We start from the raw sequence: 18,521 nt of genomic DNA on the forward strand, positions 1-18,521 counted from the left end.
ATGTATTTCAACACATATCGGCAGATTGAAGCGGCCCTTAAGGCGTGCACCGGCGAGGAGACCGTGGACCTCGGCGAGGGCGGCGAGCATGCAGATTTCGCCACTCCCATCGCGTTCTCCCTTGCGAAGAAACAGCGGAAGGCCCCGGCGGCGATTGCGGCCGGACTGGTGGAAGACCTCAGGGAGCGCCTGGCCGGGACCGGGATCACGGTCGAGGCGGCCGGGCCGTACGTCAACTTCCAGGTGAGCGGCGAGTACGTCAGGGAAGCCGTCGCGGCGGCGCTCGAACCCGGCTTCGGCCGTCTCCCCGAGAGGGGCGAGCGGGTGATCCTGGAGCACACGAGCGCCAACCCCAACGGCCCCCTGCATGTCGGGCATATCAGGAACTCGATCATCGGCGACACCCTTGCACGCGCCTTCAGGAAGGCGGGCTACCCCCTCGAAGTCCATTATTACGTGAACGATATGGGGCGGCAGATCGCCATCGTCTCCTGGGGATTCAGTAACAACCCCCTGCCCGCTGAGGAGGGCGAGAAGCCCGACCACCATATCGCACGCGTCTATGTGGCGGCGAACCGGGCGATCGAGGCCGACGAAACGATCACGGAGCAGGTCGACCGCCTGATGCAGCAGATCGAGGCCGGCGATCCCGAGACCGGGCGGCGGTTCCGCAGCGTCGTCTCCCATTGCCTGGACGGCTTCAAGGTGACGATGAAGAACCTCAACGTCGCCCACGACCGCTTTGTCTGGGAATCCGATTTTGTGCGGAACGGCGACATGGAGCGGGTGATCGCGAAGATCGAGCGCCTGCCGCAGGCAAAGCACGACGGCACCCTCTCCATCGACCTCACCGAGTGCGGCTTCGAGAAGGACTACGTCATCCGCAGGAGCGACGGGACCTCGGTCTACGCCGCCCGCGACCTGGCCTACCACACCTGGAAGAGCCGGAACTTCGACCGTGCGATCGACGTCCTGGGCGCCGACCACAAGCTGATCGGCTCGCAGCTCCAGTGCACCCTCCGCCTCCTCGGGGAGAGGGCGCCCGAGATCGTGATCTTCGAGTTCGTCTCCCTGCCCGAGGGTTCGATGTCGACGAGGGCCGGGAAGTTTGTCTCTGCCGACGAGTTGATCGCCGAGGTGACGAACAAGGCCTTCGCCGAGGTCTCAGAGCGCCGGCCCGAACTCCCCGAGGAGGAACGCGAGGGGATCGCCCGTGCGGTCGCCCTGGCCGCGGTGAGATACGATATCGTGAAGATATCGCCGGAGAAATCGACGGTCTTCGACTGGAAGGAGGCGCTGGACTTCGAGCGGCAGAGCGGGCCGTACGTCCAGTACTCCCATGCACGGGCCTGCTCGATCCTGGAGAAGGCCGGGGCGTTCGAGCGCGCCTTTACCTTCACCGACCCGCACGAGATCGCTCTCGCCAAGCAGATCGCCCGGTTCCCGGCAGTGATCGACCGCGTCATCAGGGAACTGCGCCCGCACCTGCTCGCTGCCTATGCCCGCGAGCTCGCCGACCAGTTCAACACCTTCTACCGCTATGTGCCGGTGCTCAAGAGCGAGGGCGAGACCCTGCAGAGCAGGCTGACCCTCGTGGCCGCGGCGCAGAACACCCTGAAAGAAGCTCTCGAAACCCTGGGGATCGATGCCATCAGAACCATGTGAGGAGGGGCGGATCGCCCTGCGCAAGCAGGGCTACCAGTTCGTCGCTCCGGACGCCACCGCCGCGGTGAAGCCGTGCCTGTGGAACAAGCGGACGCTCCGCGGCGGCGATATGTGCTACAAACACCAGTTTTACGGGATCGAAAGCCACCGCTGCGTCCAGATGACGCCGACCCTGCGGTGCAACCAGCGCTGCCTCTTCTGCTGGCGCTCCTTCGAGCACGAGACGACCGAGGAGCGCTTCTGCACCCCCGAGGAGATTGCGGACGCCCTGCCCGTCCTCCAGAAAAAAGCGCTCTCGGGCTACAAGGTCTCGCAGTACGTCACTTCTGAGCGATTTGCCGAGGCGCTCGACCCGAACATGGTGGCGATCTCCCTCTCGGGCGAGCCGACGCTCTACCCGTACCTCCCGGAATACATCGACCTCTTGAACGAGCGCGGCTACACGACCTTTCTCGTCTCGAACGGGACGATGCCCGATATGATCAGGCGGTGCCGCCCGTACCAGACCTACATCTCCCTGGACGCACCCGACAGAGAGACCTACCTCGCCCTCTGCAACCCGCAGGAGGACTACTGGGACCGGATCCACGAGAGCCTCTCGATCCTTGCCGCCCGGCGGTCGGCGGTCAGGACGACGCTCGTGAAGGGGAAGAACGATTTCGACCCGGCGGGCTACGCAGCGATGTATGAGGCCTCGGGCGCCACCTTCATCGAGGTGAAGGGATACATGTATCTGGGAAACAGTCGGAAACGCCTCTCACGGAGTGCGATGCCGGAGCACGAGGAGGTCCGCCGCTTCGCCGAGGCGATCGCCGGGCACTGCAGCTACCGGATCACCGACGAGAGCCCGATATCCAGGGTGGTCCTGATGGAGAGAGAAGTATGAGGTTTGATCCAGAAGAGCGGAAGGAACTGTCGAGGAGCGATTTCGAGACGGCATGGCACCGGGGCCCCGAGGTGCTGACGCCCCCGTCGCTTGCGGAGACCTATCCACGGAAGGCCTATACGCGGGCGGCGCCGCACCCGATCGCCGAGACGATCCAGCGCCTCCGCGAGGTGTACCTCTCGATGGGCTTCGACGAGGCCCGCGTCCCGGTGATGATCGAGGAATCGGACGTCTACCGGCAGTTCGGCCCCGAGGCGAGCGCCGTCCTGGACCGGGTCTTCTACCTGGGCGGTCTGCCGCGGCCGAACGTGGGGATCTCGGACAAGCAGCTCGATGAGATCATGGCGATCATCGCGTCGCACGAGGAGGACTTCGCCGTCGCCCCGGAGACGGTGAAAGAGAAACTCCAGCGGACCTTCCACGCCTACAAGAAGGCGACGATCGACGGCGACGAACTGACCCACGAGATCGCCGCCGACCTCGCCATCGACGACGGCCTCGTGGTGCATATCCTGGACGCGGTCTTCCCCGAGTTTCGAAACCTCGCCCCGGAGTCGTCCAGGACGACCCTGCGCTCGCACATGACGAGCGGGTGGTTCCTCTCTCTGGGGGCGATGTGGGAGCACTACGCCCACCCGATCCGCCTCTTCTCGATCGACCGGTGCTTCCGCCGGGAGCAGGAGGAGGGGCCGACCCGCCTGATGACCTACCACTCGGCCTCGTGCATCGTGGCCGGCGAGGACGTCACGATCGAGGACGGGAAGGCGGTCTCTGAGGCCCTGCTCTCGGCCTTCGGCTTCGAGGACTTCCAGTTCCGGCCCGACGAGAAGCGCTCGAAATACTATATCCCCGACACCCAGACCGAGGTGTATGCAAAGCACCCCGAGATCGGGTGGGTGGAGGTCGCCACCTTCGGGATGTACTCGCCCTCGGCCCTGGGCGAGTACGGCGTCGGCGTCCCGGTGATGAACCTGGGCCTGGGCGTCGAGCGCCTGGCGATGATCCTCTACAAGTCAAACGACGTCCGGCACCTCACCTACCCGCAGTTCTTCCCCCGCAGCCTCACCGACCGCGAGATCGCGGCGGCGATCGGGCTGCGCGAGGAGCCGCGGAGCGTCGAGGGGCGGCGGCTCGTCTCCGCAATCGCCGCCACGGCGACGGCAAACGCCGCCGCTTCCGGGCCGTGCTCGTTCCTCGCCTATGAAGGGGCGTTCGCGGGGAAGAACCTCCGGGTCTTTGTGGAGGAGCCCGAGGAGAACTCGCGCCTCTGCGGCCCGGCGACCTTCAACGAGGTCTTCGTGCAGGAGGGCAAAGTGCTCGGCGTCCCCGACACCGAGAAGTTCGCGGACGTGCGGGCGAACGGGGCACCGACCGGGATCTCGTACCTCTCGGCGGCGGCGAATCTCGCCGCGGCCAGGATCGAGGAGGCGGCCCGGTGCGGGGAGGGTGTCACCGTGCAGGTGAAGATGGCGAAGACGCCTTCTGATGTGAATTTGAGGATACCGGAATGGGCGATGCGGTATATTACGGATAATAAGCGGAAGGTGGATGTGCGGGGGCCGGTGTTTTTGACGGTGCGGGGGGAAATCCTCGAATAATTTTTTTGGGGGGGCTCAATCTTCAGAAAATAGGGTCAAAAAACCATATAACGAGCACTATTTTGGACACAAACCCTTTTACTGCAGAAAGTGGAGTTAATCCCCTTCAGCATTTTTCGACATTCAATGTAATATTCAGTGTCAACTACCCCGGCCTGAAGTCCGGGGACTCCTTGCGGAGTTCGTTGAATAGTATCCGGGAAATCGCCACGCGGCACGATGTCGCGGGAAGGGGGATGGGATTGTACCGACATCTCTCCTTCGCCGGAAAAGACCGCTATTCCAGCGCCAACAGGTCTTTCAAAAGAACGCTTATTGCTTCCATATCCTCGACCGAGCACCGCCCGATCTTCCGGACGAAACGATCTTCCGAGAGGGCAACAATCTGGAAGACCAGCGCCGCACTATTAGAAGTCAGCCCGTTCTGTGAACTCTTCTCGATACCGTGGGTGTGCGGGAACGAAAAAGCCACCGGGGTCGTCGTCAGCGGGACCGCGATGGTCAGACCCCCGTAGGCGACGGCGAGCACCACGGCAGGACGCAGCCCGCTCTGCTCGTGCCCCCGTGCGTCGGTGAGATCGACGAACCAGATATCGCCTCTGCTCCGGCGCATCCTAATGCCTCATCGACTGGATACCGGATCGTTGCCACTCCTGCAGCTCGGCGTCGAGCGCCGCCCTCTCTTCGGCGGTGGGGACGAAGAGGTACTGCTTCGCCCGGTTGACGCCCTTGACGATCTGCTCATTGGAGTAGAAGGACTTCATCCTCCGGACTGCCCGGTATGCCTGCTGCGGCGGTTGGTGCATCTCGTAGGCCAGATACCCGTAAGTAGCTCCGATCTCAAGCAGGGACGGGCTTTTGTCGAAGAGGCCGGTGAGACTGGCAACAGAGTCCGCTTCGGCGGGAGAGAGGGTGCTCTCCGTCTCGCACCGGGAAAACTCGTCGGCATGCTGGTAGTACTCCCGTGCAAGGTCCGGCGAGTAGGGCCCCCGGACGTAGAGATGAAACGGATACGCACATTCGACACCCTTCAGCTTCAGCAGGTAAACAAGCTTCTGGGCGATGAGCCGGTGCTCGAACTGGTCTTTATCCATCCGGAATCCAGCTTCCCTGAAACAGGCAATGACTTTGCTTCTATCGTTCACAGATATCACCTTCGCAGCTGAGGAGTTTGCAGAGCCAGCCCCGGACACGCCGCCACTCGCCGAGCCCTTCCTGGGTGATGGCGTAGAGCTCCAGTTCCTTCCCTTCAAGCGTCACCTTCTCGGAGCGGAGGTATCCCATCTCGACAAGTTTCTTGAGGTTTGCGTAGAGCACGCCGTCGCTCAGGTTCAGCCCGGCTTTGAGCTGCCGTGCGGTGGCCCCGTCCTCGCCGAGCTCGGAGAGCGCCCAGAGTATCTCCAGGCGCACCCGGGAGATGAGGGTGCTGTTCACGTCCTCGGATTCTTCCACAATTGCTATCAGATCATTCGGCATAGGCGACTTTCAACTTTGAGTAGATGTTGGAGCGTGAGGGGATAAAGGATTCGGGCGGTGTTTCTTATGTGTCAGCGGGTAGTGTACTCTTACAAGGGACGCGATGAAACTTCTGCAGTACCGTATCCTCCTCTGGAAGGAGGCGGAAGACAGGTATACGGTTATAATACCAACCCTTCCCAACTGCGTCACCTTCGGCGGCACGATCGAGGAGGCGATCGAGGTGTACCTGGAAGACCTGACCGACAGGGGCGAGGAGATCCCGACCGAGGAGGACACCCTCGAATATACCCTGACGGTCGAGACGTACACCTGAGATTCCCGTCCTATCTCCGCAAAAAGTCATCAAAATCCTTGAAAGAGAAGAACTCGAAGATCTGAAATGATCCGATTTCACGGGCATGAATAAGGATTCTGGCCTCGTCGTCGCTTAGATGAGCATCCTTGAAATGCGCCAGCCACTCAATATCCTGCTGGTCAGGGAAGTGATGCATCAGGAACGTTGCAATAAACTGGTCGGTGTCGCGATCGGATTCAAATATCGGCGGAGAGAGGTGGGCCCGCTCCATCAAACCGGTGATGCGGGAGAGGATCGCAGGCGAGACGGCCTATGTCTGAGCCGGACCCTCACTCCCTCAGCAAAGAAGCCTCTCCACAACATCCAGAAACACCTCCGCGCGCGAAACGGCATTTTTCGCTTCCTCCTCCGAGACCGTCCCCGCCACATCGTAGACCGTGATATGCCGCTTCCTCCGCATCCGGTCGAAGGCGAGCACGATCTCTCCGTCCAGGAAGAGTTCGGCAAACTTCACCACCGAGATGTGCTGGTTCGTTCCCGCCGGCCTGTAGCCTTTCGAAAACATCAGCGCCCGCCCGGCCTGGAGCATGGCGTTGTATGCAATGGTATAGGCCCAATCGCTGTTGCCCGCAAGGACGCTCCCGGCCACCCCCACGTCCCGCCGGGCAAGGCTCATCGCATTTTCCACCGCCTGCGGATCAGGCTGGAGGCGCCGGATCAACCCCTGGCGTTCCAGGTCCTCAACCTTCGCCAATCAGCACCACCTTCGGCCCTGCAAGCACGTTCGCCACGAACGGATCTCCGGCGGCGATCCGCCGCTCCATCTCGTCTTTCGTGAAGAGGACATAGTTGATCTCCCTCCCGAGCACCTCCTCCGCCTCCCTGACCGCTACGATCAGGCGGGCTTCGTCCACCGTCCCGACGATGAAGAGGTCGATGTCGCTTCCTGCACCGGCCTCGCTGCGGGCGAAAGAGCCGAAGATGAACATCGAGTCGATCGCCCCGATCCCGTCGAGGTGCCCGGCGATGACCTTCGCCACCCCCTCGGTCTTGAGGATCATCGAGGTGAGTTCCTCGTACAGGGGAAATGAGCGGTTCACCGTATAATAATGCGCATTTCCCCGCCGTGTGCTGGAAAGCAGCCCGATCCCCTCAAGATTCGCAAGCTCACGCCTGACGGCGTTGAGGTTCTCCCCGGTCAGGCGCCCGACCTCACGCAGGTACATCTCCCGACCGGGATTCAGGAGGAAAAGGGTGAGGAGTTTCACCCGCGTCTTCGAGGGGATGAGCTGCTCGAGCATGTATCAATAATGTATACGATCGTATAAAAAATGTATTCAATGCCGTGCCTGATCGCGATCGCACCGGCGATCCGAACCAACCGTAATCCCCCCACCGTCGTCCTCAAAACCCTCAAAGACAACCTTGCCGCCCGCGTCCACGTCGCGAAGATCGGCGTCTTCGGCCCGGTCTCCCGCGGCGAACAGACACCCGCAAGCGAAATCGATATTCTGGTCGAGTTCTCCCGGCCGGTCGGCTATCTTCACCTTCATGGAGCCGGCAGACTACCCTCCAAACGACCCGGCGCTCCCCGACGCCATCAAACCGAGGATGAGGGAGCGGATCGCAGGCGAGACGGCCCCTGCCCGAGCCCGAACCCGTCCTCTATCCCAACAATATCCACCCACCACAAAACCTATTTCACCCATAAACCCCCCACAAAAGATCGAACCAACAGGAGAAAAGAGACATGCACCAGATCACCTATCGCATTCTTCTGCGAAAAGAGCCGGAGGGAGGCTACACCGTCACGGTGCCGACGCTCCCGGGCTGCGTCACCTTCGGCGGCACGATCGAGGAGGCGATCGCAATGGCAAAGGAGGCGATCGAGGTGTACCTGGAAGACCTGACCGACAGGGGCGAGGAGATCCCGACCGAGGAGGACACCCTCGAATATACCCTGACGGTCGAAGCATATGCCTAAAATTCCCGTCCTCTCTCCGCAAAAAGTCATCAAAATCCTTGAGGCGAAAGGATTCGTCCGTGTACGAACACGGGGCAGTCACCACCTCTATCGTCACCCCGAAACAGGGAGACGCGTGACCGTCCCGGTTCATGCAAAGGATCTGCCCACAGGGACTCTTCTTGAAATCCTCAGACAGGCAGGGATAGAAAGAGAAGAACTCGAAGATCTGAAATGATCCGTTCTCTCTCGCCATCCACAACCTTTATCCTCCCCCCAACAGATGATCCCCCATGCACTCCCGGGAAAGCGTCCTCGCCATCCTCGCCACCCTCAAAGACGACCTCGCGGTCCGCTTCCACGTCGCAAGGATCGGCGTCTTCGGCTCGGTCTCCCGCGGCGAACAGACACCCGCAAGCGACATCGATATTCTGGTCGAGTTCTCCCGGCCGGTCGGTTTTTTCACCTTCATGGAGCTGGAAGAATACCTCTCCGAACGACCCGGCGCTCCGGTCGACCTGGTGACGCCCGACGCCATCAAGCCGGTGATGAAGGAGCGGATCGCAGGCGAGACGGCCTATGTCTGAGCCGGACCCTCTTCTCTATTGCAACGATATTCTCGAAGCCATCGACCGCATAGAACATTATACCGGGTCAACCGGTTTTGAGGAATTCCTGCACGATACAAAGACACAGGACGCCGTGATCAGAAACCTCGAAATCATCGGGGAAGCAGTGAAAAATCTCCCGGCCACATTCAGGGAGGCGCATCCCGGCGTCGGGGGGGATGCCGTCGCGGGGATGCGGGACAAACTCATCCACCACTACTTCGGCGTCGACATGAGGATCATCTGGGAGACGGCCCACACCGACCTCCCTCTGTTCAGGAAGCAGATCCAGGAGATCATCAAAGAAATCTCCTGAGAGCGCCCCACCATCATCTGGATAACTGGAGGCCCCACCATCACCGGGATCGTGGACGCCGCCCGGGAGAGCGGGGGCGTCTCCCTGATCGGCGAGGACACCGACCAGTCGTACCTCGCCCCCGCCCTCGTCGCCGCATCGGTGGTGAAGCAGATCGACGCCATCGTCTATCATGCCGTGGAGAACGAGATGGACGGGCGGTTCACGCCGGGAAGGGAGGTCTGGACGCTCCAGAACGGCGGCACCGGGCTTTTTGTCTCCCCGCGCTTCGAGGAGTATGCAGGGCTTGCCGCCGGGTGGCAGGAGCGGGCGATCGCCGCCGAGAACGACTACCTGAAGACGGCGGCGCTGTAGAGGAGCGTGGTGCCGTCCGGCAGAGCTTCATCGAAAAAGGCGACGACCCGTCCCTCGTACTCGTCAGGCAGAAGAGCGAACGCTTCGGTATGACCGGCACCGGGGGCGATCCAGAGAGAAGCCCGCCCGTCCGCACTCAGGACGTACATGCGGCCGAATGCTTCTTCCATCGCTTTTTCGCCCCCCGCGATCAGCAAAAATTCGGTGGACTCCGCATCAACGATCGAGTCCCGTATCGGTTCGGGCGTGTGATCGCCGCTCAGCACCCCCACGGCGGCGTACATCACCAGCGCCGTGAAACTCCGGTAGAGGGGCCGCTCGGACTCCAGCGCCACAAGATCGTCAGGGGAGCGGTGCGTGGCGCCGTCGGCGACGATCGCCCGGATTTCCGGATATTCAGACGCCGCACCCATGAGCACCTCGCCGCCGAGGGAGAGACCCATACCGCCGATGGCGGCGACCTCCTCCAGCCCCTCCAGAAAGGCGACGGCGGCGCCCACGTCGCGGCCGCTCTCCCAGCCAAACTGGTTGGTGGCGCCCCCGCTCATCCCGTGCCCCCGCATGTCGATGGCGAGGACACCGTAACCGTGCTTTTTGAGCATGGCGGCATAGGGGCGCAGATCTTCACGCGAACCCCCGGCCCCGTGGATCAGGATGATCGCTGCAGTGCCTGACGGCGGGGCGTACCAGGCGGCAAGCGGCACGCCGTCCTCGGCCACGAGCGCCACCTCCTCAAACCCGGAAGGCGGGGCGCCGACCTCAGCGCCGGCCGGGATGACGACAAAGACGCCGAACAACACCGGGAGCGCGATATAGACCAGCAGAAGGAGAGCCGCCAGTGCGATCAGGATGCGCCGCGTGAAGGAGCGGGAGAGGCGCACGGGAGCACCTCACTCCCCGACCACGATATCGTACACCGCGTGCCACTCGCCCGGCGAATAGCTCCGCACCCGCCGCTCGGCGACCGACGCAACCGGAAAGGCACGGATGCGGTCGAGGTACGCCCCCTCCTCCTCCTGCAGGGCATAATAATGGATCGTCCCGCCCGGGCGGCAGAGTGCGAAGGCCGCCGGGAGGAACTGCGCCGACTCCATCGGGAGGTTCATGATCACCCGGTCGAAGGTGCGGGGGAAGATCCCGGGCAGGTGGGCGGCGTCGGCGAGGACCGGCAGAACGTTCCTGCACCGGTTCATCCTGACGTTCTCGCAGAGCAGGGAGACCGCCGCCGGGTTTAAGTCGGCGGCGACGACGAAGGAGGCCCGGTCAGAGAGGGCGATCGCAAACGGCCCGACCCCGGCGAACATATCGCAGACCTCCTCGCCCTCCGCCATCAGGCCGTGCACCCGCTGCCGCTCGGTGGAGAGGCGGGCCGAGAAATAGGCGTGGGCGAGGTCGACGGCGAAGCGGCGGCCGTGCTCGGTGACGACCGTCCGGGTGGTCGGCTCCCCGGCCAGGACCTTGAGCGCACGCGTCCGGAACTCACCCGTGACCGGGCCGGTCGGGACGACGACCGTATGCAGGGACGGGCGAGATGAGAGGATCTTCTCGGCGGCGGCACGGTCCTCCTCCTGCAGGATCGCGATCCCGCCCACGAGCTCGTGGCGCGCCAGGTCCTCCCTGGGCGGGAACGGGACGAATACCGCCCGCTCGGCGCCCGGCACTTCCCCGGTCAGCGGCAGGAGCAGACTCTCCCCCTCGGATCTCGGCCGATAGCCCCGCTCCAGCAGGCCGCGGCCGATCAGGTCCTGCCGCATCTCCTCGGCCCGCCTCTTATCCACCCTGAGGCCCCAGAGTTCGTCGCCTTCGGCATGCATCTTTATCCCGGATCTCCCAACACTATTCTCATGGATGATCCTCTCGCAAAACTAAAAAATGGAACCCTCAAACTCTACGCCCTGGAGAAGGAACTGCCCCCAGAGGAGGCGGTCAGGGTCAGGCGTGCCTATATCGAAGAGGAGACCGGCGCCGACCTCGCGGCCCTCGGCACCTTCTCCATCGGGATCGACCGCGTGGTGAAGCGCAACATCGAGAACATGATCGGCGCCGTCCAGGTGCCGGTCGGCGTCGCCGGTCCATTGAAGGTGAAGGGCGAGTACGCGAACGGAACCTACTGGATACCGCTCGCCACCACCGAAGGGGCGCTCGTCGCCTCGGCGAACCGCGGCTGCTCGGCGATCACGAAGGCCGGCGGGGCCGACGTCAGGATCATCAAGGACGGCATGACCCGCGCCCCGGTCTTTGCCGCACGGGACATCGTCCACGCCAGGGAGATCGCCGACTGGGCCGCCGCCCACACCGCCGACCTCGCCGCGGCGGCCGAGAAGACCACGGCCCGCGGAAAGCTCCTCTCCATCACCCCCTATATCGTCGGGACCAACGTCTTCCTCCGCTGCGCCTATGACACCAAGGACGCCATGGGCATGAACATGGTGACGATCGCCACCGCCGAGATCGCCGACCGTGTGGAGGCGGCCACGGGAGCGCGGCTCATCGCCCTCTCCGGCAACATGTGCACCGACAAAAAACCCTCTGCCATCAACATGATCGAGGGGCGGGGCAAAAGCGTCGTCGCCGGCGTGCACCTGAGCAACGACCTGATCGAGACGGTCTTAAAGACCGACGCAAAGACCCTCGCCGAGGTCAACTACCGCAAAAACCTGATCGGATCGGTGCGGGCCGGCGCCCTCGGCTTCAATGCCCACGCCGCAAACATCATTGCCGCCCTCTACCTCGCCTGCGGCCAGGACGCCGCCCACGTCGTCGAGGGGAGCAGCTGCATCACCACCATCGAGGCGACCGACGACGGCGCATATGTCGCCGTCACCCTCCCGGCCGTACAGGTCGGCACCGTCGGCGGCGGGACCGGGATCGACACCCAGGCGGCCTGTCTCTCCCTCCTCGGGGTCGCCGGCGGCGGCGAGCCCGAAGGAGCGAACGCAAAGGCCTTCGCCGAGATCGTGGCGGCAGGGGTGCTCGCCGGCGAACTCTCCCTCCTGGGCGCCCTCGCCGCAAACCACCTCGCCCGGGCCCACAAGGAACTCGGCCGGGGCTAAAACCTGAACCACTTCATCATCACCAGGGCGTCCTCGCCATTCGAGTAGTAGCCCCCGACGGTGAAGACCGGTTCATACCCCAGTTTCTGGTAGAACGCCTGCGCGGGGGTGTTGGAGACCCGCACCTCCAGCTGCACCCCTTCGGCGAGGCGGAGGGCGAACTGCTGCTCGGCCCGGCGGACGAGCATCCGCCCGATGCCGCACCCACGAAACCGTTCGGCGACCGCGAAGTTGCAGATATGCCCGTAGATCGCCTCGCCCGTATCTTCAAGCCCGCCGACGATGAAACCGGCGACGTGACCGCCGACAATCGCAACAAAGAACGAGTCGGCCCAGTACTCCAGTGACTGCTGGAACGTCTCCTCGTTCCAGGGGTCGACGAAGGAATCCTTCTCGATGGCGACAATCGCCGGGATGTCCTCTGCTTTCGCCCTTCGAAGAAAAAATCCTGGCCCTTCCATCTCTTCTCATCTATTCCCGCGGGAGATAATATATTGACGCCGACAAAACTACTACCAGCTTATCAGGTGCGTGATCCTCATGGTGAAGGTATACCGGTTTACAGGGCTCAGGCCACAACGCGCATATGCCGCGCAGATCGCCTCGGTGCCGTACGACGTCGTGACGGCCGACGAGGCGGCAGAGATCATCAGGAAAAACCCTCTCTCTTTTCTCAGGGTGAGCCGTACCGACGCCCTTCTGCCTGATATCCCGGCGGACGACGAGCAGATCTACGTGCAGGCCAGGGAGAACTTCCAGGAGATGCAGGACCAGGGGCTCATGCAGCGCGACGACGCACCCTCGGTCTACCTCTACCGGGTGAAACAGGGCGGCAGCCTCTATCTCGGCCTGGTCGCCTGCCTGGATGTGGACGACTACATCGACGACGTGATCAAGAAGCACGAGCACACCCGCTACGACAAGGAGCGGGACCGGACCAGGCACATCGCCGCCACGAACGCCAACACCGGGCTGGTGGTCGTCCTGTACCCGGACGAGGGCGAGATCTTCGGCTACATGGAGTCGGTCCTCCCTGATGGCGAGCCCGACGCCGTGGTCAAGACCGAGCAGGGCAATGTCCACGAGCTCTTCAGGATCACCGACCGCGTCCGCCTCGCGCATATCGAGGACCTCTTTACCAGAGTGCCGGCGGCATATATCGCCGACGGCCACCACCGTGCGAAGTCGGCGGTCACGATCGCACAGGAGCGCCGGAAGGCCGGGACCTACGAGCCCGACGACGGGCGGTTCATGGCGATCCTCTTCGCCCACAAGCGGGTGAAGATCCACGGGTATTCCCGCCTGGTCACCGATCTCGGCAAATATACTCCAGAATCGTTCCTCGCGGCGCTGAAGGAGCGCTTCGACGTCAGGCCCTACGGCGAGATCGACGACACGGTCTTCCGCGTGCCCCCCCTGAAAGAGGCGGCGAACCTCCACGTCGTCCACATGTACCTCGGCGGGATATGGTACGAACTCTCCACGCCGGTGAAGAACCCGGAGGACGTCATCGGCTCTCTCGACGTCTCGTATCTCCAGAAGACGGTGCTCGAAGGGATGCTCGGGATCACCGACCCCCGCGGCGACGCCCGCCTCCAGTACCTCGGCGGGGCGCGGCCCCTTGCCGATCTCGAGGAGCGGGTGGACTCAGGGGAGTTTGCCGTCGCCTTCTCGATGCAGCCCGTCGACGTGGAGACGGTGATGTCGATCGCCGACGACGGAAATGTCATGCCCCCGAAGTCGACCTGGTTCGAGCCAAAACTCCTCTCCGGGCTTGTGATCCACACCCTGGGCGAGGGGAAGAAAGAATAACTTTTTTTAGAAAAAGGGGGGCAGCCTGGTCACCAGCCCCGCGTATAGTCGCCGGCGCAGGGTATGCAGACCGTCTTGCCGTCCTTCATGCGCACCCTGGACTCGGCGACCGACTCGCCGCAGACGGCGCAGATGTACGACCTGAAAATCCGCGCCCGCTCCGGAACCTCGGGCTCGATCTCCTGGATCGTGAAGATCTCCTCGGCCGGCCGCGTCAGGATCGCATTGCAGATCGCCTTTAAGTGCTCTTCATAGGCCTGCTTGTCTTCGGGGGTCGCACCAGCGCCCCATGCCCGCGCCCGCAGGGGGAGGAATTCGGGATCGATCGCCTCGATCGAGAAGGAAGGGCGGGTCGCGATCCGCACGGCTTTGCCGGTGGTGCGGTTGATGAGGGTCCAGGCGTTCTTGCCGAGGTCGCGGAGGAGGAGGTTTCCCTTCCCGACGGTGCAGCCGGTGATGACCTGGAAGGCGTCCACGCCGCAGGCGTCGTTCTCGACGATGACGACAAGTTCTTCGTCGGGCGCCCGCACCGAACCGGTCCGCTCCATGGCGATCCCGGCAGCACGGTAGCCGAAGGTGACGCCAGGGCAGGTATGGCCGTGGAAGCGGATCACGTCCTCGTAGGTTGGGTGTTGCATACGATAGGGTAATACCTGATATGAAAAAAGTATTACCATACGATCTCCGGCGCCTGCGCCCGGCACACCGCCGCAGATCGATCCGTGGACCAGGAAGGAGTGCAGCCGGACAAAGAGAGATATAATGACGTAAAACAGAATTCTAACTATCTGAAACCGATAATAGAGATTCGATCGGTATATATAGTAATCCCCCTAAAGAGGATCACAGATATGAAGCCTATCCCCCCGCTCATTCTGGCGATCTGCTGCATCCTCGCGTTCTCCGTCGTCTGCGGGTGCACCTCGGCGCCCCCCCGGCCATCAGGTGACGGTGCCGGGATCCAGGACGTCACCCATCCGGTCCTGGAGACGAAGACGGATCTCGAAACGGCGCTCGAAGAACTCGATATGCTCGCAGGGGAAGGGCTGGAGAACGTCACCGGCATGGAAGTCGTCATGGTGAGCGGCACCGCCGTCACCGAAACCGCGAGCGCGGGCACCTGGGTGCTCGGCGTGCGCCAGGAGAACGCCACATCTCTCCTCGTCTATTCTCGCGGCGCCTGGTCGAGGTTTGCATGGAACGGGGCCCTGCCCGACGAACCCCTCATCCTCGACGAGATCATGATGCCCGGCGACCTCTACCGCCTGCATGCGGCGACGATCGGCATTCCCGGAGAGCGGACCGACCTGCTGCTCGAGGGCGGCACATATACCATACGGTCGCACAGCGACCGCCCTGACGCCGTCACCTTCGATGCACGAACCGGCGAGGCGATCTGAATGGACCGGACAAACGACGACGCCCTCATGTCCATAGATTTCCTCGCGGGGTTCACGATCTTCCTCCTCTCCCTCATCGTCGCGGCCGGGATGGTGCCCGGGATGCTCGCAGGGCTCCAGAGCGCCACGATCGACTACGACGGCGTCGCCTACCGCACCTCGGTGATCCTCGCGGAGGACCCGGGGTGGTGGTTCGACGACGTCACGATGAGCGGGAGTTCGCACTGGGAGGGGGAGCGGACGGCGATGGACCGCGTGGAGCGGATGGGGCTTGCAGTCTCGAAAAGGCTGCCGAACGTCCTCTCGGCAGGGAAGATCGAGTCTTTCTTCTCCACGAACTACACCTACCCGGACGATTACCGGGACCGGGTCTTCTTCTCCGAGATCCCGTACTCCTTCAACATCTCGCTGAAGGCTGATGACTTTGCGTATCGCCTCGGCGACGGGACCCCGGACGGGGAGTACGGCTCTATCAGGAGGACGGTGCTGGTGAAGAACGCCAGTTCGGCGACGCTGAACTTCTCCGATGCCGCAGTGCTGACCGCATATGCAGACCCGGCGACGGCGCCGGGGGCGACCTCGACCTTCACCGTCAGCCTGAACTTCACCGACCTGCTGGCGCCGTCGCCGGCATACCGGATCGATCCCTTCGGCGAGCGGATCACGATCAGAATCGAGAACCTGAATAAAACGTTTTACAACGGGGCACAAAATGCCACCCTCACGACAGTGAAACTCTACCGCGGGGCGACCTGGGTGCCGCCGAACCTCCCTGATGCGAACTCGCGTCTGTACATCGACGGGGCACAGGTAAACACTACCAGCCCCCCTGTCGAGGTGGAAAATAACCTGAAGGTAGTACTGGAGCCGGGCTTCTTCACCGGCAAGGCCTCCGAGACGAGCACCATGGACCTGAAGTTCACCTTCGCCAACACACCAGGGACGAACACGACGGTTAGAGGCGTATTCAACTACACCAAAACAGACGACAACATCACGATGCCGCTCCTGAAGCCCGCCGTGCTGGAGGTGGCGGTATGGTAGACGACGCGGCCCAGCTCTATACGATGGAGGGGATCGCCGCCGCCTTCGTGATCCTGGCCACCGTGTACCTCGTGGCAGGCACGACGAGCATCTACACGCCCGGCGACTCCCACATCACCGACATGCAGCTGGAGGTGCTGGGAAACGACGTCCTCCTGGTGATGGACACGCCGGTTGACGAGTCTTCAAAGAGTGACCTCGTCACATATATCGAAAATTGGGACGACACAGGTTTTGAAAGCGAGTTTAAAACGCTGTTGAACAACAGAACCGCCGGGACCGACGACACCCTCCAGTTCGCCGCCTCAGTTTCGTACAGGAAAGCCGATGGCACCGTGAAGAACGGGGATTTCGTCTCTTCGGAGCGGCCCACCGGCTACGAACAGGCGGTTCGGGTGACGAGACTCGTATCGGTCGACTACTCTTCAGGAAAACCCGCGGGTGCGCCTGGAGAGATGCGGTCGGAGAAGCAGGTCGTGATGCTGGAGGTGCTCATATGGAGAGATTAGACGACGAGGGGCAGTGGATCGTGATGATGGGCTTTATCGTGGCGGTCTCCATCTTTTTCCTGGCGCTGGTCATCAACCAGGCGACCCTCGTAGGGCAGACGACCGCCGAGGGCGTGCTCGAGTTCCCGAAGAGCGAGATCAGGGACCTCCAGAGCGAGGTCTACGGCATCGTACTGAGCGGCGACGGAAATTCCACAACCCTCAAGAAGGACATCAGGGCGCTCGCACTCGCCAGGAACAACGCCCTCGTCAATTATTCAGTTGTCCAGGAAATAAAATCGGGAACGCCGTACGACAAAACCACCATCCACTTCAACAACGGGGTGACAGCCTATGACGAGACGGTTTATCTCTGATGAGGAAGGGGCCTCAGGCCTCATTGAATACGTCACCATCACCGGCATCCTGGTGGTGCTCCTGGTGATCACGATCTTCGTCACAAACGCAGCCTTCATGGAGGGGCCGGCGAACAAACTCGCCTACCACTCCTTCGTGGACATCGGCAACGGGCTTTCCACCAGAGTCGTGGACGTCTACGTGATCGCCCCGGACAACGGGACGATCGCGACCGAGTTCGATATCCCTGACGACGTGGCCGGCCAGGACTATGCCGTCGACCTGGACGGGAGCGGGGGCGACCAGGTGGTGATGATCTCCCGGGGCGATATCAGGAGCCGGATCGCCATCGCCGGGATCGGGGCGACGATGGGCGTGACCGGCAGCACGACCGGCGGCGGGATCAACCGGATCGTCTACAACTCGAGTGGGGTTTAAGATGAAAATTTCAGCAGGAAACAACGAAGAAGCGGTCTCCGAGGCGATCGGGTTCATCATCATCTTCGGGCTGGTGCTGACCGGGATCGCCCTGATCACCCTGTACGGCTACCCGATGCTCATGCAGCAGCAGAGCAACGCCGACGTGCGGAACATGGAGCAGACGATGGTCGTACTCCAGAACGACATCAAGAGCCTCTGCTACAAGAACGTCCCCTATAAGGAGACCTCGATGCAGGTGAGCGGGGGGTCGCTGGCGGTGGTGAACACCAGCGGAACGGCGCAGAGATTTACGATCACCGAAGGCGGCGACACGGAAACCTTCCCTCCGGGCATGCTCCTCTATGACTCGGACAACCAGGACGCCACCATTGCCCTGGAGAACGGGGCGGTGATCCGGGCGCAGGCCGGCGGATCGTCGATGCTCGCCGAACCGCGGTGGTACTTCGACGACGCAAGCGATACCCTGGTGATCAACCTCATCGCCCTGAACAGCACCGGCACGATGGCCAGGAGCGGGATGGGCGGCGTCAGGCTGAAACTCAACGGCACGGAGACCCTTATGGATAAAAGCGGGACGTTAAACGTGCAGGTCGTCTACACCCCGGATCCCGCCAGCAGCTTCTCAAAGGCCTGGGAGAACTACCTCACCGGGAGCCTCGGGATGTCCAAAACGGCCCCTGACACCTACACGATCAGTGCAGATCGTCTGATCGTCAAAAAATACGATATCCTGGTGCTCTCTGTCTGAGCGCCGAAAAAAGT

Annotated in this window: 27 protein-coding genes and 1 pseudogene; 18 read left to right on the forward strand and 10 right to left on the reverse strand. The window is 62.5% G+C overall.

What is annotated here, in order from left to right; genetic code table 11:
- The 3 genes from argS to sepS are packed head-to-tail and all read left to right on the forward strand — an operon-like array spanning position 1 to position 4,149.
- Positions 1–1,665 (forward strand): arginine--tRNA ligase, encoded by a 1,665-nt coding sequence (gene argS / locus HWN36_RS05270; RefSeq protein ID WP_176788402.1) that lies wholly within the window; start codon positions 1–3, stop codon positions 1,663–1,665.
- Positions 1,646–2,551, forward strand: a complete 906-nt coding sequence (gene twy1, locus HWN36_RS05275; RefSeq protein ID WP_176788403.1) for a 4-demethylwyosine synthase TYW1 — start codon at positions 1,646–1,648, stop codon at positions 2,549–2,551. Before argS ends, twy1 begins: the two co-directional genes overlap by 20 nt.
- The gene (gene sepS, locus HWN36_RS05280; protein WP_176788404.1) at positions 2,548–4,149 is read left to right on the forward strand and encodes an O-phosphoserine--tRNA ligase; all 1,602 of its coding nucleotides are present in this window, start codon (positions 2,548–2,550) and stop codon (positions 4,147–4,149) included. The genes twy1 and sepS overlap by 4 nt, the downstream gene beginning before the upstream one ends.
- 277 nt (positions 4,150–4,426) lie before the next feature.
- Here sepS and HWN36_RS05285 read toward each other — a convergent pair whose 3' ends face one another.
- From HWN36_RS05285 to HWN36_RS05295, 3 genes are read right to left on the reverse strand one after another with little or no spacing between them, the layout of a single operon-like run.
- Positions 4,427–4,762 carry a type II toxin-antitoxin system PemK/MazF family toxin gene (locus HWN36_RS05285; RefSeq protein ID WP_176788405.1) on the reverse strand — a complete coding sequence of 112 codons (336 nt, stop codon included), beginning with the start codon at positions 4,760–4,762 and terminating at the stop codon, positions 4,427–4,429.
- A 1-nt stretch (position 4,763) separates the two neighbouring features.
- Positions 4,764–5,243 (reverse strand): hypothetical protein, encoded by a 480-nt coding sequence (locus tag HWN36_RS05290; protein ID WP_218133194.1) that lies wholly within the window; start codon positions 5,241–5,243, stop codon positions 4,764–4,766.
- A 40-nt stretch (positions 5,244–5,283) separates the two neighbouring features.
- Positions 5,284–5,625, reverse strand: coding sequence for a transcriptional regulator (locus HWN36_RS05295; RefSeq protein ID WP_176788407.1), 342 nt, complete (start codon positions 5,623–5,625; stop codon positions 5,284–5,286).
- A 103-nt stretch (positions 5,626–5,728) separates the two neighbouring features.
- Between HWN36_RS05295 and HWN36_RS05300 the strand changes: the two genes are divergently transcribed.
- Entirely contained in the window at positions 5,729–5,941 is a 213-nt protein-coding gene (locus HWN36_RS05300) for a type II toxin-antitoxin system HicB family antitoxin (RefSeq protein ID WP_176788408.1), read from the forward strand.
- A 10-nt stretch (positions 5,942–5,951) separates the two neighbouring features.
- Here the strand turns inward: HWN36_RS05300 and HWN36_RS05305 are convergent, their stop codons facing one another.
- The 3 genes from HWN36_RS05305 to HWN36_RS05315 form a co-directional block, all read right to left on the reverse strand.
- Complete coding sequence (locus tag HWN36_RS05305) at positions 5,952–6,194, reverse strand: hypothetical protein (protein WP_176788409.1); 243 nt, start codon at positions 6,192–6,194, stop codon at positions 5,952–5,954.
- A 66-nt stretch (positions 6,195–6,260) separates the two neighbouring features.
- Positions 6,261–6,677, reverse strand: a complete 417-nt coding sequence (locus HWN36_RS05310; protein WP_176788410.1) for a HEPN domain-containing protein — start codon at positions 6,675–6,677, stop codon at positions 6,261–6,263.
- Positions 6,664–7,224: a nucleotidyltransferase domain-containing protein gene (locus tag HWN36_RS05315; RefSeq protein ID WP_176788411.1), complete on the reverse strand. Its 561-nt coding sequence runs from the start codon at positions 7,222–7,224 to the stop codon at positions 6,664–6,666. The genes HWN36_RS05310 and HWN36_RS05315 overlap by 14 nt, the downstream gene beginning before the upstream one ends.
- Before the next feature lie 39 nt (positions 7,225–7,263).
- Between HWN36_RS05315 and HWN36_RS11800 the strand changes: the two are divergent.
- The 6 genes and pseudogenes from HWN36_RS11800 to HWN36_RS05345 all read left to right on the forward strand — a co-directional run.
- Positions 7,264–7,401, forward strand: a pseudogene (locus tag HWN36_RS11800) (hypothetical protein); the annotation flags it as partial.
- 272 nt (positions 7,402–7,673) lie between these two features.
- On the forward strand, positions 7,674–7,907 hold the full coding sequence (locus tag HWN36_RS05325; protein WP_176788412.1) for a type II toxin-antitoxin system HicB family antitoxin: 234 nt from the start codon (positions 7,674–7,676) through the stop codon (positions 7,905–7,907).
- On the forward strand, positions 7,900–8,124 hold the full coding sequence (locus tag HWN36_RS05330) for a type II toxin-antitoxin system HicA family toxin (protein ID WP_176788413.1): 225 nt from the start codon (positions 7,900–7,902) through the stop codon (positions 8,122–8,124). Before HWN36_RS05325 ends, HWN36_RS05330 begins: the two co-directional genes overlap by 8 nt.
- Before the next feature lie 55 nt (positions 8,125–8,179).
- Positions 8,180–8,473: a nucleotidyltransferase family protein gene (locus HWN36_RS05335; protein ID WP_176788414.1), complete on the forward strand. Its 294-nt coding sequence runs from the start codon at positions 8,180–8,182 to the stop codon at positions 8,471–8,473.
- On the forward strand, positions 8,466–8,810 hold the full coding sequence (locus HWN36_RS05340) for a HepT-like ribonuclease domain-containing protein (protein ID WP_176788415.1): 345 nt from the start codon (positions 8,466–8,468) through the stop codon (positions 8,808–8,810). Before HWN36_RS05335 ends, HWN36_RS05340 begins: the two co-directional genes overlap by 8 nt.
- Positions 8,811–8,831: 21 nt before the next feature.
- Complete coding sequence (locus HWN36_RS05345; protein WP_343044988.1) at positions 8,832–9,164, forward strand: BMP family ABC transporter substrate-binding protein; 333 nt, start codon at positions 8,832–8,834, stop codon at positions 9,162–9,164.
- On the opposite strand, the gene HWN36_RS05350 is transcribed toward HWN36_RS05345, so the two are convergent.
- Positions 9,140–10,045 (reverse strand): alpha/beta fold hydrolase, encoded by a 906-nt coding sequence (locus tag HWN36_RS05350; protein WP_176788417.1) that lies wholly within the window; start codon positions 10,043–10,045, stop codon positions 9,140–9,142. The two genes, HWN36_RS05345 and HWN36_RS05350, sit on opposite strands and share 25 nt — an antisense overlap.
- 9 nt (positions 10,046–10,054) lie before the next feature.
- On the reverse strand, positions 10,055–10,978 hold the full coding sequence (locus tag HWN36_RS05355; RefSeq protein WP_176788418.1) for a class I SAM-dependent methyltransferase: 924 nt from the start codon (positions 10,976–10,978) through the stop codon (positions 10,055–10,057).
- A gap of 30 nt (positions 10,979–11,008) precedes the next feature.
- On the opposite strand from HWN36_RS05355, the gene hmgA reads away from it, so the two are divergent.
- A complete protein-coding gene (hmgA, locus tag HWN36_RS05360; protein ID WP_176788419.1) occupies positions 11,009–12,217 on the forward strand; it encodes a hydroxymethylglutaryl-CoA reductase (NADPH) in 1,209 nt (402 codons plus the stop codon).
- On the opposite strand, the gene rimI is transcribed toward hmgA, so the two are convergent.
- Positions 12,214–12,678: a ribosomal protein S18-alanine N-acetyltransferase gene (rimI, locus tag HWN36_RS05365; protein ID WP_176788420.1), complete on the reverse strand. Its 465-nt coding sequence runs from the start codon at positions 12,676–12,678 to the stop codon at positions 12,214–12,216. The genes hmgA and rimI overlap by 4 nt on opposite strands.
- A gap of 79 nt (positions 12,679–12,757) precedes the next feature.
- On the opposite strand from rimI, the gene HWN36_RS05370 reads away from it, so the two are divergent.
- The gene (locus HWN36_RS05370; protein ID WP_176788421.1) at positions 12,758–14,029 is read left to right on the forward strand and encodes a DUF1015 domain-containing protein; all 1,272 of its coding nucleotides are present in this window, start codon (positions 12,758–12,760) and stop codon (positions 14,027–14,029) included.
- 29 nt (positions 14,030–14,058) lie between these two features.
- Here HWN36_RS05370 and HWN36_RS05375 read toward each other — a convergent pair whose 3' ends face one another.
- The gene (locus HWN36_RS05375) at positions 14,059–14,667 is read right to left on the reverse strand and encodes an FmdE family protein (protein ID WP_176788422.1); all 609 of its coding nucleotides are present in this window, start codon (positions 14,665–14,667) and stop codon (positions 14,059–14,061) included.
- A 213-nt stretch (positions 14,668–14,880) separates the two neighbouring features.
- Between HWN36_RS05375 and HWN36_RS05380 the strand changes: the two genes are divergently transcribed.
- From HWN36_RS05380 to HWN36_RS05405, 6 genes are read left to right on the forward strand one after another with little or no spacing between them, the layout of a single operon-like run.
- On the forward strand, positions 14,881–15,429 hold the full coding sequence (locus HWN36_RS05380) for a hypothetical protein (protein ID WP_176788423.1): 549 nt from the start codon (positions 14,881–14,883) through the stop codon (positions 15,427–15,429).
- Positions 15,430–16,473: a hypothetical protein gene (locus HWN36_RS05385; protein ID WP_176788424.1), complete on the forward strand. Its 1,044-nt coding sequence runs from the start codon at positions 15,430–15,432 to the stop codon at positions 16,471–16,473. It begins immediately after the preceding gene.
- Positions 16,467–16,982 (forward strand): DUF7288 family protein, encoded by a 516-nt coding sequence (locus tag HWN36_RS05390; protein WP_176788425.1) that lies wholly within the window; start codon positions 16,467–16,469, stop codon positions 16,980–16,982. The genes HWN36_RS05385 and HWN36_RS05390 overlap by 7 nt, the downstream gene beginning before the upstream one ends.
- A complete protein-coding gene (locus HWN36_RS05395) occupies positions 16,970–17,338 on the forward strand; it encodes a hypothetical protein (protein WP_176788426.1) in 369 nt (122 codons plus the stop codon). The genes HWN36_RS05390 and HWN36_RS05395 overlap by 13 nt, the downstream gene beginning before the upstream one ends.
- Positions 17,316–17,756, forward strand: a complete 441-nt coding sequence (locus HWN36_RS05400) for a hypothetical protein (protein ID WP_176788427.1) — start codon at positions 17,316–17,318, stop codon at positions 17,754–17,756. Before HWN36_RS05395 ends, HWN36_RS05400 begins: the two co-directional genes overlap by 23 nt.
- A 1-nt stretch (position 17,757) precedes the next feature.
- Positions 17,758–18,507, forward strand: a complete 750-nt coding sequence (locus HWN36_RS05405; protein ID WP_176788428.1) for a DUF7289 family protein — start codon at positions 17,758–17,760, stop codon at positions 18,505–18,507.
- Positions 18,508–18,521: the final 14 nt, after the last annotated feature.

The organism is Methanofollis tationis (assembly GCF_013377755.1).
Classification (GTDB): domain Archaea; phylum Halobacteriota; class Methanomicrobia; order Methanomicrobiales; family Methanofollaceae; genus Methanofollis; species Methanofollis tationis.

Coding starts and splice junctions, on each gene's coding strand:
- rimI (WP_176788420.1), bottom strand. CDS start 12,678: ATGGAAGGGCCAGGATTTTTTCTTCGAAGGGCGAAAGCAGAGGACATC.
- HWN36_RS05305 (WP_176788409.1), bottom strand. CDS start 6,194: ATGGAGCGGGCCCACCTCTCTCCGCCGATATTTGAATCCGATCGCGAC.
- HWN36_RS05295 (WP_176788407.1), bottom strand. CDS start 5,625: ATGCCGAATGATCTGATAGCAATTGTGGAAGAATCCGAGGACGTGAAC.
- HWN36_RS05400 (WP_176788427.1), top strand. CDS start 17,316: ATGACGAGACGGTTTATCTCTGATGAGGAAGGGGCCTCAGGCCTCATT.
- HWN36_RS05355 (WP_176788418.1), bottom strand. CDS start 10,978: ATGCATGCCGAAGGCGACGAACTCTGGGGCCTCAGGGTGGATAAGAGG.
- hmgA (WP_176788419.1), top strand. CDS start 11,009: ATGGATGATCCTCTCGCAAAACTAAAAAATGGAACCCTCAAACTCTAC.
- HWN36_RS05395 (WP_176788426.1), top strand. CDS start 16,970: ATGGAGAGATTAGACGACGAGGGGCAGTGGATCGTGATGATGGGCTTT.
- HWN36_RS05325 (WP_176788412.1), top strand. CDS start 7,674: ATGCACCAGATCACCTATCGCATTCTTCTGCGAAAAGAGCCGGAGGGA.
- sepS (WP_176788404.1), top strand. CDS start 2,548: ATGAGGTTTGATCCAGAAGAGCGGAAGGAACTGTCGAGGAGCGATTTC.
- HWN36_RS05340 (WP_176788415.1), top strand. CDS start 8,466: ATGTCTGAGCCGGACCCTCTTCTCTATTGCAACGATATTCTCGAAGCC.
- HWN36_RS05285 (WP_176788405.1), bottom strand. CDS start 4,762: ATGCGCCGGAGCAGAGGCGATATCTGGTTCGTCGATCTCACCGACGCA.
- HWN36_RS05380 (WP_176788423.1), top strand. CDS start 14,881: ATGAAGCCTATCCCCCCGCTCATTCTGGCGATCTGCTGCATCCTCGCG.
- HWN36_RS05330 (WP_176788413.1), top strand. CDS start 7,900: ATGCCTAAAATTCCCGTCCTCTCTCCGCAAAAAGTCATCAAAATCCTT.
- twy1 (WP_176788403.1), top strand. CDS start 1,646: ATGCCATCAGAACCATGTGAGGAGGGGCGGATCGCCCTGCGCAAGCAG.
- HWN36_RS05390 (WP_176788425.1), top strand. CDS start 16,467: ATGGTAGACGACGCGGCCCAGCTCTATACGATGGAGGGGATCGCCGCC.
- HWN36_RS05385 (WP_176788424.1), top strand. CDS start 15,430: ATGGACCGGACAAACGACGACGCCCTCATGTCCATAGATTTCCTCGCG.
- HWN36_RS05370 (WP_176788421.1), top strand. CDS start 12,758: ATGGTGAAGGTATACCGGTTTACAGGGCTCAGGCCACAACGCGCATAT.
- HWN36_RS05290 (WP_218133194.1), bottom strand. CDS start 5,243: ATGGATAAAGACCAGTTCGAGCACCGGCTCATCGCCCAGAAGCTTGTT.
- HWN36_RS05405 (WP_176788428.1), top strand. CDS start 17,758: ATGAAAATTTCAGCAGGAAACAACGAAGAAGCGGTCTCCGAGGCGATC.
- HWN36_RS05335 (WP_176788414.1), top strand. CDS start 8,180: ATGCACTCCCGGGAAAGCGTCCTCGCCATCCTCGCCACCCTCAAAGAC.
- HWN36_RS05375 (WP_176788422.1), bottom strand. CDS start 14,667: ATGCAACACCCAACCTACGAGGACGTGATCCGCTTCCACGGCCATACC.
- HWN36_RS05315 (WP_176788411.1), bottom strand. CDS start 7,224: ATGCTCGAGCAGCTCATCCCCTCGAAGACGCGGGTGAAACTCCTCACC.
- HWN36_RS05300 (WP_176788408.1), top strand. CDS start 5,729: ATGAAACTTCTGCAGTACCGTATCCTCCTCTGGAAGGAGGCGGAAGAC.
- argS (WP_176788402.1), top strand. CDS start 1: ATGTATTTCAACACATATCGGCAGATTGAAGCGGCCCTTAAGGCGTGC.